The 12,253-nt window shown below is 73.5% G+C and carries 14 protein-coding genes; 3 read left to right on the forward strand and 11 right to left on the reverse strand.

Features of this window, described 5'->3' with window-relative positions:
- Positions 1 to 5: 5 nt before the first annotated feature.
- Together K1T35_RS45175 and K1T35_RS45180 are read right to left on the reverse strand one after the other, a co-directional pair.
- On the reverse strand, positions 6 to 464 hold the full coding sequence (locus K1T35_RS45175; RefSeq protein ID WP_220257769.1) for a hypothetical protein: 459 nt from the start codon (positions 462 to 464) through the stop codon (positions 6 to 8).
- Positions 464 to 1,672 carry a molybdopterin-dependent oxidoreductase gene (locus tag K1T35_RS45180; RefSeq protein WP_220257770.1) on the reverse strand — a complete coding sequence of 403 codons (1,209 nt, stop codon included), beginning with the start codon at positions 1,670 to 1,672 and terminating at the stop codon, positions 464 to 466. The genes K1T35_RS45175 and K1T35_RS45180 overlap by 1 nt, the downstream gene beginning before the upstream one ends.
- Before the next feature lie 103 nt (positions 1,673 to 1,775).
- On the opposite strand from K1T35_RS45180, the gene K1T35_RS45185 reads away from it, so the two are divergent.
- Both K1T35_RS45185 and K1T35_RS45190 read left to right on the forward strand, forming a co-directional pair.
- Complete coding sequence (locus K1T35_RS45185) at positions 1,776 to 2,465, forward strand: response regulator transcription factor (RefSeq protein WP_220257771.1); 690 nt, start codon at positions 1,776 to 1,778, stop codon at positions 2,463 to 2,465.
- A gap of 24 nt (positions 2,466 to 2,489) precedes the next feature.
- Positions 2,490 to 3,524, forward strand: coding sequence for a sensor histidine kinase KdpD (locus tag K1T35_RS45190; RefSeq protein ID WP_220257772.1), 1,035 nt, complete (start codon positions 2,490 to 2,492; stop codon positions 3,522 to 3,524).
- A gap of 43 nt (positions 3,525 to 3,567) precedes the next feature.
- On the opposite strand, the gene K1T35_RS45195 is transcribed toward K1T35_RS45190, so the two are convergent.
- The 6 genes from K1T35_RS45195 to K1T35_RS45220 form a co-directional block, all read right to left on the reverse strand.
- Positions 3,568 to 4,224, reverse strand: a complete 657-nt coding sequence (locus tag K1T35_RS45195; RefSeq protein ID WP_255621363.1) for a bifunctional 2-polyprenyl-6-hydroxyphenol methylase/3-demethylubiquinol 3-O-methyltransferase UbiG — start codon at positions 4,222 to 4,224, stop codon at positions 3,568 to 3,570.
- Positions 4,221 to 4,901 (reverse strand): DUF2064 domain-containing protein, encoded by a 681-nt coding sequence (locus K1T35_RS45200; RefSeq protein ID WP_220257773.1) that lies wholly within the window; start codon positions 4,899 to 4,901, stop codon positions 4,221 to 4,223. The genes K1T35_RS45195 and K1T35_RS45200 overlap by 4 nt, the downstream gene beginning before the upstream one ends.
- Positions 4,901 to 5,566 (reverse strand): glycosyltransferase family 2 protein, encoded by a 666-nt coding sequence (locus tag K1T35_RS45205; RefSeq protein ID WP_220257774.1) that lies wholly within the window; start codon positions 5,564 to 5,566, stop codon positions 4,901 to 4,903. Before K1T35_RS45205 ends, K1T35_RS45200 begins: the two co-directional genes overlap by 1 nt.
- 64 nt (positions 5,567 to 5,630) lie before the next feature.
- The gene (locus K1T35_RS45210; RefSeq protein WP_220257775.1) at positions 5,631 to 6,665 is read right to left on the reverse strand and encodes an NAD-dependent epimerase/dehydratase family protein; all 1,035 of its coding nucleotides are present in this window, start codon (positions 6,663 to 6,665) and stop codon (positions 5,631 to 5,633) included.
- Between the two features lie 219 nt (positions 6,666 to 6,884).
- Complete coding sequence (locus K1T35_RS45215; protein ID WP_220257776.1) at positions 6,885 to 7,661, reverse strand: hypothetical protein; 777 nt, start codon at positions 7,659 to 7,661, stop codon at positions 6,885 to 6,887.
- Positions 7,662 to 7,732: 71 nt separating this feature from the next.
- The gene (locus K1T35_RS45220; RefSeq protein WP_220257777.1) at positions 7,733 to 8,413 is read right to left on the reverse strand and encodes a DUF3159 domain-containing protein; all 681 of its coding nucleotides are present in this window, start codon (positions 8,411 to 8,413) and stop codon (positions 7,733 to 7,735) included.
- Between the two features lie 131 nt (positions 8,414 to 8,544).
- Here K1T35_RS45220 and K1T35_RS45225 point away from each other — a divergent pair, with 131 nt between their 5' ends.
- The gene (locus K1T35_RS45225; protein ID WP_220257778.1) at positions 8,545 to 9,324 is read left to right on the forward strand and encodes an SGNH/GDSL hydrolase family protein; all 780 of its coding nucleotides are present in this window, start codon (positions 8,545 to 8,547) and stop codon (positions 9,322 to 9,324) included.
- A 41-nt stretch (positions 9,325 to 9,365) separates the two neighbouring features.
- On the opposite strand, the gene K1T35_RS45230 is transcribed toward K1T35_RS45225, so the two are convergent.
- The 3 genes from K1T35_RS45230 to K1T35_RS45240 form a co-directional block, all read right to left on the reverse strand.
- Positions 9,366 to 10,418: an acyl-CoA dehydrogenase family protein gene (locus K1T35_RS45230; protein ID WP_220257779.1), complete on the reverse strand. Its 1,053-nt coding sequence runs from the start codon at positions 10,416 to 10,418 to the stop codon at positions 9,366 to 9,368.
- Between the two features lie 135 nt (positions 10,419 to 10,553).
- On the reverse strand, positions 10,554 to 11,492 hold the full coding sequence (locus K1T35_RS45235; protein ID WP_220257780.1) for a VOC family protein: 939 nt from the start codon (positions 11,490 to 11,492) through the stop codon (positions 10,554 to 10,556).
- 11 nt (positions 11,493 to 11,503) lie between these two features.
- Positions 11,504 to 12,250: an enoyl-CoA hydratase/isomerase family protein gene (locus tag K1T35_RS45240; RefSeq protein ID WP_220257781.1), complete on the reverse strand. Its 747-nt coding sequence runs from the start codon at positions 12,248 to 12,250 to the stop codon at positions 11,504 to 11,506.
- Positions 12,251 to 12,253 lie beyond the last annotated feature (3 nt).

Here is a 12,253-nt window from a genome sequence, read left to right on the forward strand (position 1 = left end):
GACGCTCAACGCGCTGCGCGAGACCGCGGGCGCTGCCGGACGGAGCGGACCACGTAGACCAGCGCGGAGAGCGCAACCATGGCTGCCACGAGGGCCAGCCACCGGCCCAGGTAGGGCTGCTGGTCGAGGCCGGTGGCCGCCAGGTGTGTCTCCTGCCCATGGCGGACGATTCCCGGCAGGAAGACGAGAAACGTCAGCCCGGCGCCGAGCAGGGGCACCCGCACGTGGTTGATCAGCGGCACCGGGAGGCGGGGCAGCCGTCCGAACGCCCGGTCGGCCAGCGCGTACAGCGGGAACAGCACGAGATCGTGCACCACGGCGGCGCCGACGAACCACGTCAGTACCCGTAGGAGGGCCGGGTCACCGAGCAGGAACGACGCGGCGTACCCGGCGAGCGCGAGGCATGCCACCAGCGCCAGCAGGTGAGCGGGCGAGGCCCCGTAGCGGTCGGTGAAACGTCGCATCACGCCTCCCGGAACTCGATGGAACGCACCCACTTCGTGCAGCGGACGCCGGGCAGCGCAGGCACGATGATCCGTGCCGGGAAGCCGTGGTCGAGGCTGAGGTCGGCGTCGTTGACCCGCAGCGCGAGCAGGGCGTCGGGATCGAGCACCTGGCCCGCCGTCAACGTCCCCTGTGCGAACGGTCCCTCCTCCAGCGACGCGATGAACGCCGACGCGGGTTGCGGCACCCCCGCGAGCGCGGCGAGGTCGCGCAGCCGCACGCCGGTCCAGGTCTGCAGGGTCGACCAGCCCTCGACGCACGCGATCGGCAGCCGCGCCGTGTGCAGTGGGAGCGCGGCGAGCTCGGCACGGGAGAACGTCTGCGGGGACGGACCGGCCAGCGCAAGCCGCCAGTTCGCGGCGGGCACGACCCCGGCGGCCGCCGCGGTGCGGTTGACCGGAAACCCGTTCGGCCCCGCGTCCGGTACGCGGCCTCGGGGCAGCAGCAACGCCGTCGCGCGCGCCGGGCCGTCCAGCACCTGCCCGATCGTGAGCGCCGCGAGCAGTGCCGAGCCGCCGCCGACCATGGCAAGCGCGCCCCGCCTGCTCATCGTGGGCGGCGCCGGATCGGGCGCGACCAGGCCGGCCTCGTCCGGCGGCTCCGACACGGTGCCGGCGAGCGGCGTGGCGAGCTCCCGCCGCAGCGAGCGAGAGCGCAGCCCGCGCACCATCGCGCCCAGCTTCAGCGCCACGTGCGCGGCGAAGGCCGCGACGAAGACCCATGCCCCGAGGTAGTGACCGGTGTAGAAGCTGAACCCGAAGACGTAGTCGTACTGGATGTTGAGCAGCCCGGTGACGATCAGGAAGAGCGTGCTGCCGACCAGCAGCAGGAGCGACGCCCGCTCGAGCGCCTGCGCGGGCGAGCGGACCGGCGGCCACGCAAAGAGCTTCGGGATCACCGACCAGAGCTTGGCCAGCACCACCGGCACCAGCACGATCCCGAGCCCGACGTGTACGCCCTGCGTCAGCCGGAAGAGCCAGGACGGGCGCGTCGGCCAGTCGAACGGGGGCAGCTGCAGCAGGCCGACGTCGCCGGGCAGGCCCTGGCTGGGCCCATATGCGATCCGGTCGAGCAGTCCGGTGACGACGAGGACCGGCATCCCGGCGAGCAGCACGACGGCGAACACGGAGGTCAACCACGGACCACGTAGCGGGCTCCGGAAGCGCATGGTGTGGAAGCTAGGTCGCTGGACCCGCCGTACTGCCCCGGAACGGGGATCGGTGAGCGACTCGTAAGGGTCGCGCGTCGCCGAGGATCCCTAGGCTCTGCTCATGACGGCACGCGTGCTCGTGGTGGACGACGACGCGACGGTCCGCGACGTGGTGGGGCGCTACCTCGACGAGGCCGGCTACCGGGTCGACCTCGCCGCCGACGGCCCCACCGGGCTGCGCGCCGCCCGGGAACGCTCCCCCGACGCCGTGGTGCTCGACCTGATGTTGCCCGGCATGAGCGGCCTGGACGTCTGCCGGGCGCTGCGGGCCGATGACGATCGCCTGCCGATCGTGATGCTCACGGCGCTCGGCGAGGAGGACGACCGCGTGCTCGGCCTCGAGCTCGGCGCGGACGACTACGTCACGAAGCCGTTCAGCGCCCGCGAGCTCGTGCTGCGCATCGGATCCGTGCTGCGCCGCTCCCGGCCACCCGAGCCCGCAGCCGAGGTGCTGGTTGACGGTGCGCTGCGCGTCGACCCGGCCGCGCGGCGCGCCCACCTCGACGGCCGCGAGCTGGCGCTGACCACCCGCGAGTTCGATCTGCTCGCGTACCTGCTCGCCCATCCCGGCCGGGCCTACACCCGGGCCGAGCTGCTGGCCGAGGTGTGGGGCTGGGAGTTCGGCGACCAGTCCACGGTCACCGTGCACGTGCGGCGGCTGCGGGAGAAGATCGAGGCCGACCCGACCCGACCCAGGCGGATCGCGACGATCTGGGGCACCGGCTACCGCTACGACGCCGGCACTGTATGAACGGCTCGGAATGAACGGCTCGGAATGAACGTCCTCGTCGAGCTCGCAAGGGCCGCCCCGATCGCGCTGCTGTCCGCGCTGCCGGTCGCGCTGGTCGGCGGGCTGGTCGTGCACCGGATGCGACGCCGGTCGATGACCGCCACGATGACCGCCCTCGTGCTGGTGCCGCTCTTCGCCGCCCTCTTCGGCGTGGTGGCCACCAGCGGGTTCATGTACACACCGCAGCTGGTGGGCACTGTCGCGGTGGTCGTCGTGGTCGCGGCGGTCACCGTGCCGGCCGGCATGCTGCTCGGCCGCAGCGTGGCCCGCGAGACGCTGTGGCAGCGCGAGGCCCGCGAGGCGGAGCGGCAGGCCGAGGCGGCGCGGCGCGAGCTCGTGGCGGGCATCGGTCACGATCTGCGCTCGCCGCTCGCCGGCATCCGCGGCATGACCGACGCGCTGCTCGACGGCGTGGTGCGCCGGCCCGCGGAGGTGGAGGAGTACCTGCAGCGGATCCGGCGGGAGACCGTGCGGATGGCCGGGATGGTCGAGGACCTGTTCCAGCTGTCCCGAGCCACCTCGGCGGCGCTGCGGCTGCCGGCCGAGCGGCTCGCGCTCGGCGAGGTCGCCTCGGATGCGGTGGCCGCGGAGGCGGCAGCGGCGTCGGCGGCCGGCGTCGCCGTCACCGCTGCCGACCCGGCGTGCTGGCCGACAGTGCTCGGCAGCGACGCCGACCTCGTACGAGTGCTGCGCAACCTGCTGTCGAACGCGATCCGGCACACGCCGGCCGGTGGGACGGTGCTCCTTTCGGCCGGCAGCCGGCGCGGCGAGGCGTGGCTCGCCGTGCTGGACGGCTGCGGCGGCATCCCCGAGGCCGACCTCGGCCGCGTCTTCGACCCGGGGTACCGGGGCACCGACGCGCGCACCCCCTACGAGACCTCCGGCGCCGGCCTCGGCCTCGCCATCGCGAAGGCGCTGGTGGAGGCGCAGCAAGGAAGGATCACCGTGCGGAACGAGCCGCCCGGCTGCCGGTTCGAGATCACCCTGCCGGCTGTGGACGTGCCGGCGCGGATCCCGTAGCGCGCCCAGCCCACGCACGCCGTCCCGCAGGTCGGTACGCGCCCTACTCGACCACCGGCAGGGATGCGACGCGCCGGCCGACACGGGGCGCGTCGGCCAGGCGCAGCTCGCTGAAGCAACGCGGCCCGGTATAGGTGGCGGTCACCGCGAGCCCGGCGGCCCCGGCGATCTCCCACAGCGCGTCGGCGCCCACCACGGCCCACGGCAGCGGCGGGCCCGCGCCTTCCGGTGTGTGGACCCGCGCCATCCCCGACCAGCAGGCGGCCGGGTTCGGGTCGGTCTCGACGAGCACGGTGCCACCCGGTCGCAGGAGGGCTCCGGCGCGGCGCAGCAACCGGAACGGATCGCCGCCGATGCCGATGTTGCCGTCGGCCAGCAGCACGTGGTCCCAGCGGCCGGGGAGCGCGGCGAACAGATCCCGCTGCAGAACGGCCGCACCGCGGGCGCGGCACCGCGCGACGGCGGCCGCCGACACGTCCACCCCCAGCGCGGGGATGCCACGACGGGTGAGCGCGACCACCAGCCGGCCGGGCCCGCACCCGAGGTCGACGACGGGACCCGAACATCGGTCGAGGAGCCAGCGGTCGCCGCCCGCGGCGTCGGCGTGCCACCGCCGCACGGCGAGCACGACCTCACCGCCGTCGCTGCGCAACATCCGTGCGGGCGCGCCGCGCAGCGCGGCATCGAAGGCGGCGGTCACGATGCGGCCACGAACGCCGGGCAGCGGGCCAGCGCGGCGGCGAACCTCCCAGCGGGCGCGGCATCGGCCACGGCGAGGGCGTCGGCCGCCGTGTCGACGTCGGTCAGCTCCGGGAGCAGGTCCACGCGCAGCCCGCCGTCCCTCAGCGCCCGCAGGGTGCGCTCGCCGGTGTCGTCGCGCGACGTCGGCACGCCCGCGATGAGCCGTGCCGAGCGCGGATCGCGCAATCCCATGGCCCACCACCCGCCGTCGGTGGCCGGACCGAGTACGCCGTCCGTGCTCGCTGAGCACAGCCGGTCGAGGCACGCCGCGAGCAGCACCGTGGAAGCCTGCGGGGTGTCCATGCCCACCAGCAGCGTCGGGCGTGCGGGGAACAGCGCCGCCGTGTCGACGTGGGCGGCGGCGATCCGCTCGCCGAGGCCGTCGCCACGTTGGGGCACGACCCGGCAGTCCCGGAGCGCGGCCATGAGCTCCGCCGATCGTGCCGCCCCCGCCAGCCGCCCAGTCAGCGCGACAACGGGCTCGGCACCGGGCACACCGGCCACCGCATCGACGGTGTCCAGCAGCGCGGCGGCGGCCAGCTCGGCGGCCTCTTCCGGCGTCGCGGGCGGGCACAGCCGCGTCTTGACCCGGCCCGGCTCCGGGGCCTTGGCCAGCACGATCACGACGGCCCGCATCACGAGATCCCGGACGCGGCGAGCAGCCGGCCCATGTCGCGCGCCGCGCGCACCGTGCCCCGCACGGACCCCGACACCTTGGACCGCCCGCCGGCGCGCGGCCGGTACGCGACCTCCACCTCGTGCAGCCGCCAGCCGGCGGCCCCGGCCCGGAGCAGGAGCTCCAGCGGGTAGCCGAAACCGCGGTCCGCGACCCCGAGGTCGAGCAGGGCCCGCCTGCGGCCGACCCGGATCGGCGCGATGTCGTGCACCGGCACACCGCGGCTGCGCAGCAACGCCGCGATCACGGCGTTCCCCGCCCGCGCGTGCCACGGCCACGCACCCGGCCGCGGCACGCGCCGCCCGACGGCGAGCTCGGCACCGCCCGCGCGCACCACGTCGGCCATCGGGCCCAGCACCGCGGGGTCGAGCGAGCCGTCCCCGTCGAGCACGGCGACGAGCTCCTCGCGTGCCGCCAGCAGTCCCGCGTGGACGGCGGCCCCGTAGCCCCGACGGGGCTCGACGACGACCCGCGCGCCGTGCGCGGCCGCGACGGCGGCGGTGCCATCGGTGGACCCGTTGTCGACGACGAGCACCGGACAGCCCGAAGGCAGCTCGGCCAGCACCGCGGGCAGGGCATCCGCCTCGTCGAGGCAGGGAAGGACGATCTCCACGCCTGCGATCATCGACCGAAATCCGCACGTCGGACCCCGAATCGCTGCTTACCGAACGGTGACGGCTAGTCCGGCACTATGCGCGCAGCGGGTCGGTGGCGAAGGCCGCGACGCCCCCGGCGAACGTGACTGCGGCGGTGAAACCCAGCCGGGCCATGGCCCTGGCCGGATCGGCGACCACGTGCCGCACGTCCCCGGGCCGCGCCCCGCCGACCACCACCGGCGCCGGGCCACCCATCACGCGGGCCAGCTCTCCGGCCAGCTCGCCGACGGTGTGCGGCTCGCCGGAGCAGACGTTCACCGCCTCGAAGCCGTCCGCATCGTCGGTCAGCGCAAGCGCGTTGGCGGCGGCGACGTCGGTGACGTGCACGAAGTCGCGGCGCTGGCGGCCGTCCTCGAGCACCCGCGGCGCCTCGCCCCGCTCCAGGGCGGAGCGGAAGATCGACGCGACGCCCGCGTACGGGGTGTCGCGGGGCATCCGCGGGCCGTAGACGTTGTGATAGCGCAGCGACCACACCCGACCGCCGCACTGCTGCGCCCATGCGCTCGCCAGGTGCTCCTGAGCGAGCTTCGTGGCGGCATACGTGCTGCGCGGGTCCGGTGGCGCGTCCTCGCCGACGAGCCCCGCCTGAAGCTCCCGCCCACAGCTCGGGCAGCGCGGCTCGAACCGTCCGGCGTCGATGTCGGCCGCCGTCCGCGGCAGCGGCCGGACGATCCCGTGCTCCGCGCAGTCGTAGCGCCCCTCGCCGTACACCACCATCGACCCGGCCAGCACCAGCCTGCGCACGCCGGCCCCGTACATCGCGGCGAGCAGCACCGCGGTGGCGAGATCGTTGTGGGCGGCGTACGCAGGCGCGTCGGACGGGTCCACCCCGTGGCCGACCATCGCGGCCTGGTGGCACACCGCGTCCACCCCCGGCAGCAGCCGGGCCAGCAGGTCCCCGTCGCGCACGTCACCGACGACGTGCTCGTGCCGAGGTGCCCAGCCCCCGGCCCCGTGCGCCTGGGGCAGCAGCGCGTCGAGCAGCAGGACGTCGTGGCCGTCGGCGGCGAGCCGGTCGGCGACGTGGGACCCGACGAACCCGGCACCCCCGGTGATCAACACTCGCATCGGCCGAGGTTAGGTGCGACGGCTCCGGCCGGCGGTCACCCGTTCGCAACTCGTCACATCTGCGCCCGCCGACACCCGGTGGTCGAGCAGCGGAGGCGCCCTGGCGCCGGAGCGTGTCGAGACCACCCCCTGCTGCGGTGCGCAGAGCCCGCGGTGGGTTGGTGGTGGTCTCGATACGGGGCGGCCCTGGGGGCCGCCCCTACTCGACCACCGGCGGTCTCAGTCGTTCTCATCCAGGCCCGGGACCCGGAGCTCCGGGGTGGGTTGCGGGGTGGCGGTGCCACTGCCGCGCTCCCGGGTCGATTCGGCGCGCGAGCCCGGCTCGCTCGTCGGCGCGGATTCGGTGCTGGACGTCGACTCGCGCGTCGACTCCGGCTCCGTGGTCGGCTCCGCGCTCGCCGTGGGCGTCTCCGACGTCGTCTCGGTCCGCTCCCGGTCCTCGTCGCCGCCGGCGGACGGCGTCAGCACCCGGCCGACCGATGTGCCCGGCGTCCCGGTGGTGAGGGAGGAACCCTTCGCCCACTCCAGCCCGGTGACCACCAACAGACCGATCACGAAGACCAGTACCGTCGCGCCGGCCCAGAGCCAAATCCGACGCGGCCGCCGCAGGACGGGCTCGACACGCAGCTGTGTGGTCGCGGCGTCGGACGAGGCGCGCGGCTGCGGCACCGTCAGCTGGACGGTCGGCGCGTCGGAGATGCCGGTCTGGCGTCCGCCGCCCAGCCGGACGCGGGCGACGATGTGGTCGCGGGTGCGGTCGAGCGAGCGCTGGTAGAGCGTCGTTGCCACGGTGCTCGCCACCGAGCCGAACGCCGCTCCTGCCACCGTTCCGGTGGCGCCGAAGTACGACCCGAGCACGGCGCTGGTGACCGCCGCACCGGCACCGGCCAGCACCTTGTTGATGCTGAGCTCCGCCGCCTTCGCGGGCGCTGCCTGCACCGGCTCGGTGCTCGTGGGGTCGGCAGCGGGTCGTGGGGCGGTGGGCTGCTGAGGCATGGCTCCCTGGGGTTCGGTTCGACGATCTACGTTGGGTGCAACGTCCCGCCGGCCCGCATCGTTCAAAACGATCACTCCTCGTGAGCAGATTCACGCTCCACGACAGGATGCCGCAGTCCGCCGTGCCCCGGCGGCAGGGCCGAACGGAGCACCGGCCACGACAGCGCGACGCACAGCGCCACCAGCGGCCAGGTGAGCACCGTGCGGGCGATGCCGAGCGCGACCACGGCGTCGGCCGCGTACAGGGGGAGGAACACCGCGAGCCGCACGGCGTACTGCCCGACCCACACCCAGCTGGCGCGCTGGTAGCCGCGCAGGAGGTCGGGGTCGTGGCGCCAGCGCGTGCGCTGGCCGAGCGCGGTGCCGACGACCAGCCCGAGCAGCGGCCAGCGCACCACGATCGACACGGCCCACGCGAGCGCGCTCGCCGCGTTGCTCACGATCTGGACGAGGAAGAAGTCGACGGCGCGGCCGGTGTACAGGGCGATCAGCGCGGCCACGGCGACGCCGAGCAGGCCGAACAGCACGGCGCGTGGCCGCTCGCCGCGCACCAATCGGACCACCGCGACGAGCGCGCCGACCAGCACGGCCGCGCCGCCCGCCCATGCGACCGGGGAAGCCCAGCCCGACGCGTCGGCGATCGTGAACGCCGCCACGAACACGATCGGGGGAACGGTGGCGTCGACGGCGCCGCTGCGCCCGCCGAGGACCTCCGCGAGGCCCGGCTCGGCAGCGTCCTTCCGACTTCCCATGAGCTAAGGGTGCCCTACGTCCACGAATGGATCACCCCCACTGGCGTGTATCCCCGGTGCTGGGTGATATTGGAGAATGCTTTGGCCGTCGACGAGATGACGGGATCATGAACGAAAGGGGGCGGTGGCCGATGAGACCCATCAGCAGCTTCCTCGCGCTGGGAGACAGCTTCACAGAGGGCTTGGACGACTGGCGCCCCGACGGTACTCCCCGCGGGTGGGCCGACCGGGTGGCCGAACATCTGAGTGCCGCCCGCCCCGGCTTCCGCTACGCCAACCTCGCCGTGCGCGGCAAGCTCCTCGACCAGATCGTCGAGGACCAGATCCCGGTGGCCGAGCGGCTCCGCCCGGATCTGATCAGCTTCTGCGCCGGCGGCAACGACATCATCCGGTTCTCCTGCGACACCGACGACCTCGCCCGCCGCTTCGACGCCGCGCTGGAACGGGTCACCGCCACCGGGGCGCACGTCCTGATGTTCACCGGCTTCGACCTCGGCCGGATGCACCCGATCATCCGCAGGCTGCGCGGACGCGTCGCCTGCTTCAACGAGCTGATGCGCGCCAGCGCCGAGCGCCACGGCAGCACCGTGGTTGACCTCTGGGGCATGGCGCCGCTCGCCGATCCGCGCAGTTGGGGCCGTGACCGCCTGCACCTCACCGCCGAGGGCCACCGCCGCGTCGCCCTGCGCGTGCTGGAGACGCTCGGCGAGCCCGTCATCGACGACTGGCGCACCCCGCTGCCCGAGATGGCCCCGACCCCGTGGCAGGACTGGGTGCGCGAGGACCTGCGCTGGATGCGCGACTTCGTGGCGCCTTACGTCCGCAGGCGGCTGCGGGGCCACGCCACGGGCGACGGCTACTCGCCCAAAAGACCCGAGCTACTCCCGCTGCGCACCCTCGAACACCCGTGAGCGGATAAGCGCGCTATAGCTCGCGTATCCACTCACGACCCTCATGAAGTGGGCAGTCCGATCCCGTCGGCCACCCGGTCGGCGTGGAAGTCGCCGTCGCCGAAGGCGAGCGCGCTGCTCATGGCGTGCTGCAGGTAGTGGTGCAGGTCGTGCTCGGCGGTGAACCCGATGGCGCCGTGCACCTGGTGCCCGACGGCGCACACCCGCTGGTAGGCGTCGCTCACCCACGACTTGGCCACCGACACCGTCAACGCCACCTCGTCAGGGGCCTGACCGGCCGCCGCGAGCCGCCAGATGGCCTCGAAGGCGATGAACCGCGCCGTGAGGGTGTCGATCGCCATGTCCGCGCAGTGGTGCTGCACGGCTTGGAAGCTGCCGATCGGGCGTCCGAACTGCTCGCGCTGCCCCGCGTACTCCACGGTCATGTCCAGGACGCGCTGCATGCCGCCCACCATCTCCGCGCACGTCGCCGCCGCCCCGAACGCCGATGCCGTGGCGCCGATCGCCGCGCCATCGCCGAGCACCCGGTCGGCCGGTACCGCGACGCTCGCGAACCGGACGTCGTTCTCGGCGTTCGACCCCACCACGTCGAGCCGCTCGGTGGTGACGCCCGCCGCGGTCCGCTCGACGAGGAAGGCGGTCGGGCCTGACACGACCAGCAGGTCGTCGACGGCGTGCGCGAACGGCACGAACCGCGCGATGCCCTCGATGACGTACCCGTCGCCCGACGCCGTGGCGCTGACCGTCGCCCCATCGGCGTAGGCGATGGTTTGGCCCTCGACGATCCGCGGCAGCCAGCGCTCCCGCTGCTCGGCCGAGCCCAGCCGCTCGATGGTCGCGCCGCACGCCACCGTGTGCAGGAACGGGCTCGGCACCCGTGCGGCGCCCATCTCCTCGATGAGCAGACAGGCCTCGAGGAAGCCCTCGCCGACGCCGCCGTAGGCCTCCGGCACGGCTAACCCGGTCCAGCCGAGCTCGACCATCTCCTTCCACAGGTCTGTCGAGAAGTCCCCGGGCACCGCCGCTCGCCCGGCGAGCACGTCACGGGCGGTGCGGCGGATGAGCTCCTGGTCCTCGGTGAGGGTCAGATCCATGTGAGTCCTCTGGGTTCATCAGCGGCGAAGCCGCTCGGGGTAGCACGCCACCGGCACCGCTGCGGGTTCTCAGACGTCCTCTCGCGAGGACGGTTCCGCTACCCGCACCGCCACGCAAAGCAACCACAACAGGTGCTAGTTGGCGGGCGGGATCTTGTCCGAGCGCACCCAGACCCCAGGCCGTTCTTCCCAGAACAGCTGCACGAGCACGCCGCCCGCGTGCTTGGGGTGGATGAACGTGTGCTTCCACGCCGCGCCGTCCTTGACGCCCTCCTCGTCGTCGAACGTCGGGATGTCGTGGACACCGCAGGCGGCCAGCGCGGCATCCCAGTCGGCCACCTCGAACGTCACGTGGTGGGCGGCGGCGCCGTTGCGCGCGAGGAACTTGTCGACGAACGAGTCCTCGCCGCGGCCGGTGATCACCTCCCAGCAGATGCTGGAGCCGGGGACGTTCAGCACGAGGTCGGCCATGTCGGGGATCTCGTCGTCGGCCGTGCGCCAGACCTCGACGAATCCGGCGAGGTCGGAGTACCAGCGCGACAGCTCGTCGCGGTCGTGGAAGGCCTGGCAGATGTGGTCGATCCCGCGGATGCCCAGTGTCGGCCCGTTCGCGTCGACCGGCTTGACGGCCGTCGCCTCGTCGTCGCCGAGCATCGCGAGGTTGCCGGGCCCACGCAGGCGCCACAGCACGCCGGGTCCGTGTTCTGGCGGCGAAAGGGACGCCTCCACCCAGCGCCCCGGCACCGAGTCGGTGATCTTCAAGCCGCGCTTGTCGAGCTCGGCGACCGCGGCGTCCAGATCCGGCACCTCGGCGCCGACGTGGTGCAGCCCCGGCCGGCCGCCCTTCTCATCGAGCCAGTTCGACAGCGTTCCGCCATCGTCGGACGGCGCGAGCACGACCCACGTCTGCCCCGAGCTGCCCGGCACCGCGAGCCGCACCCCGCGGACGCCAGCAGCGGGGTTGTCCCACACGTGCGTGCGCCGGAAGCCGAACAGGCCCTCCAGCAGCGGGAGCTGCTTGTCGAGGTCGGGGGTCGCCACCGCGACGTGGTCGATCCGGTAGATCTTCAGCATCTTCTCGCTCCTCAGCTGGGGTGCGGCTCGATCCAGTCGTAGCCTGCGGTGACCAGCTCCTTGACGAGGCGCAGGTTGTACCGGTTCATCGCCCCGATCCGTTCGGCGAGCGCGGCCACCTTCTCGTCGAACTCGTCGGTCGGGAACACGTCGTTGACCAGGCCGATCTGCAGGGCCCGCTGCGCGTCGAGGGTGACGCCGGTGAAGAGCATCTCCTTGGCCCGTGCCATGCCGACACGGGCGGGCAGCCGCTTGAGCCCGCCCCAGCCGGGCGCGCTTCCGCCCACCTCGGGCTGGTCGGGGTCTTCCTTGCCATCCATGAACTTCGGCTGGTGCGGCGGCCGGGCGGAGAGGGTGATCTCCACCAGCCCCATCTTCGCGTTGTCAGCGCAGACGATGAAGTCCGCGGCGAGCGCCAGCTCGAGCCCGCCGCCGACGGCGTAGCCGCGCACCGCGGCGAACACCGGGATGGAGAGCCGCTCCATCATCGCGAACGTCTTCTCGCCGAGGCGGCCCTGCTCGATCCGGTCGGCCTTGGTGAGCGACTCCGACCAGTCGAGGTCCATGCCGGCGCAGAACCCCTTCTCGCCTGCGCCCTGCAGCACCGCGACGCAGACCTCGGGGTCGTCGTCGATGTCGGTGAAGACCTTGCGCAGGCCGTGCATCATCTCCGGGGTCAGGGAGTTGAGCTTCTTCGGCCGGTCGAGCGTGATCCAGCAGACGCGGTCCTTGACGACGACGTCCAGTCCTTCGGTCATGTG

Source organism: Pseudonocardia sp. DSM 110487 (genome assembly GCF_019468565.1).
Lineage (GTDB): Bacteria > Actinomycetota > Actinomycetes > Mycobacteriales > Pseudonocardiaceae > Pseudonocardia.

Coding starts and splice junctions, on each gene's coding strand:
- K1T35_RS45185 (WP_220257771.1), top strand. CDS start 1,776: ATGACGGCACGCGTGCTCGTGGTGGACGACGACGCGACGGTCCGCGAC.
- K1T35_RS45210 (WP_220257775.1), bottom strand. CDS start 6,665: ATGCGAGTGTTGATCACCGGGGGTGCCGGGTTCGTCGGGTCCCACGTC.
- K1T35_RS45220 (WP_220257777.1), bottom strand. CDS start 8,413: ATGGGAAGTCGGAAGGACGCTGCCGAGCCGGGCCTCGCGGAGGTCCTC.
- K1T35_RS45240 (WP_220257781.1), bottom strand. CDS start 12,250: ATGACCGAAGGACTGGACGTCGTCGTCAAGGACCGCGTCTGCTGGATC.
- K1T35_RS45175 (WP_220257769.1), bottom strand. CDS start 464: ATGCGACGTTTCACCGACCGCTACGGGGCCTCGCCCGCTCACCTGCTG.
- K1T35_RS45215 (WP_220257776.1), bottom strand. CDS start 7,661: ATGCCTCAGCAGCCCACCGCCCCACGACCCGCTGCCGACCCCACGAGC.
- K1T35_RS45230 (WP_220257779.1), bottom strand. CDS start 10,418: ATGGATCTGACCCTCACCGAGGACCAGGAGCTCATCCGCCGCACCGCC.
- K1T35_RS45190 (WP_220257772.1), top strand. CDS start 2,490: ATGAACGTCCTCGTCGAGCTCGCAAGGGCCGCCCCGATCGCGCTGCTG.
- K1T35_RS45225 (WP_220257778.1), top strand. CDS start 8,545: ATGAGACCCATCAGCAGCTTCCTCGCGCTGGGAGACAGCTTCACAGAG.
- K1T35_RS45235 (WP_220257780.1), bottom strand. CDS start 11,492: ATGCTGAAGATCTACCGGATCGACCACGTCGCGGTGGCGACCCCCGAC.
- K1T35_RS45205 (WP_220257774.1), bottom strand. CDS start 5,566: ATGATCGCAGGCGTGGAGATCGTCCTTCCCTGCCTCGACGAGGCGGAT.
- K1T35_RS45180 (WP_220257770.1), bottom strand. CDS start 1,672: ATGCGCTTCCGGAGCCCGCTACGTGGTCCGTGGTTGACCTCCGTGTTC.
- K1T35_RS45200 (WP_220257773.1), bottom strand. CDS start 4,901: ATGCGGGCCGTCGTGATCGTGCTGGCCAAGGCCCCGGAGCCGGGCCGG.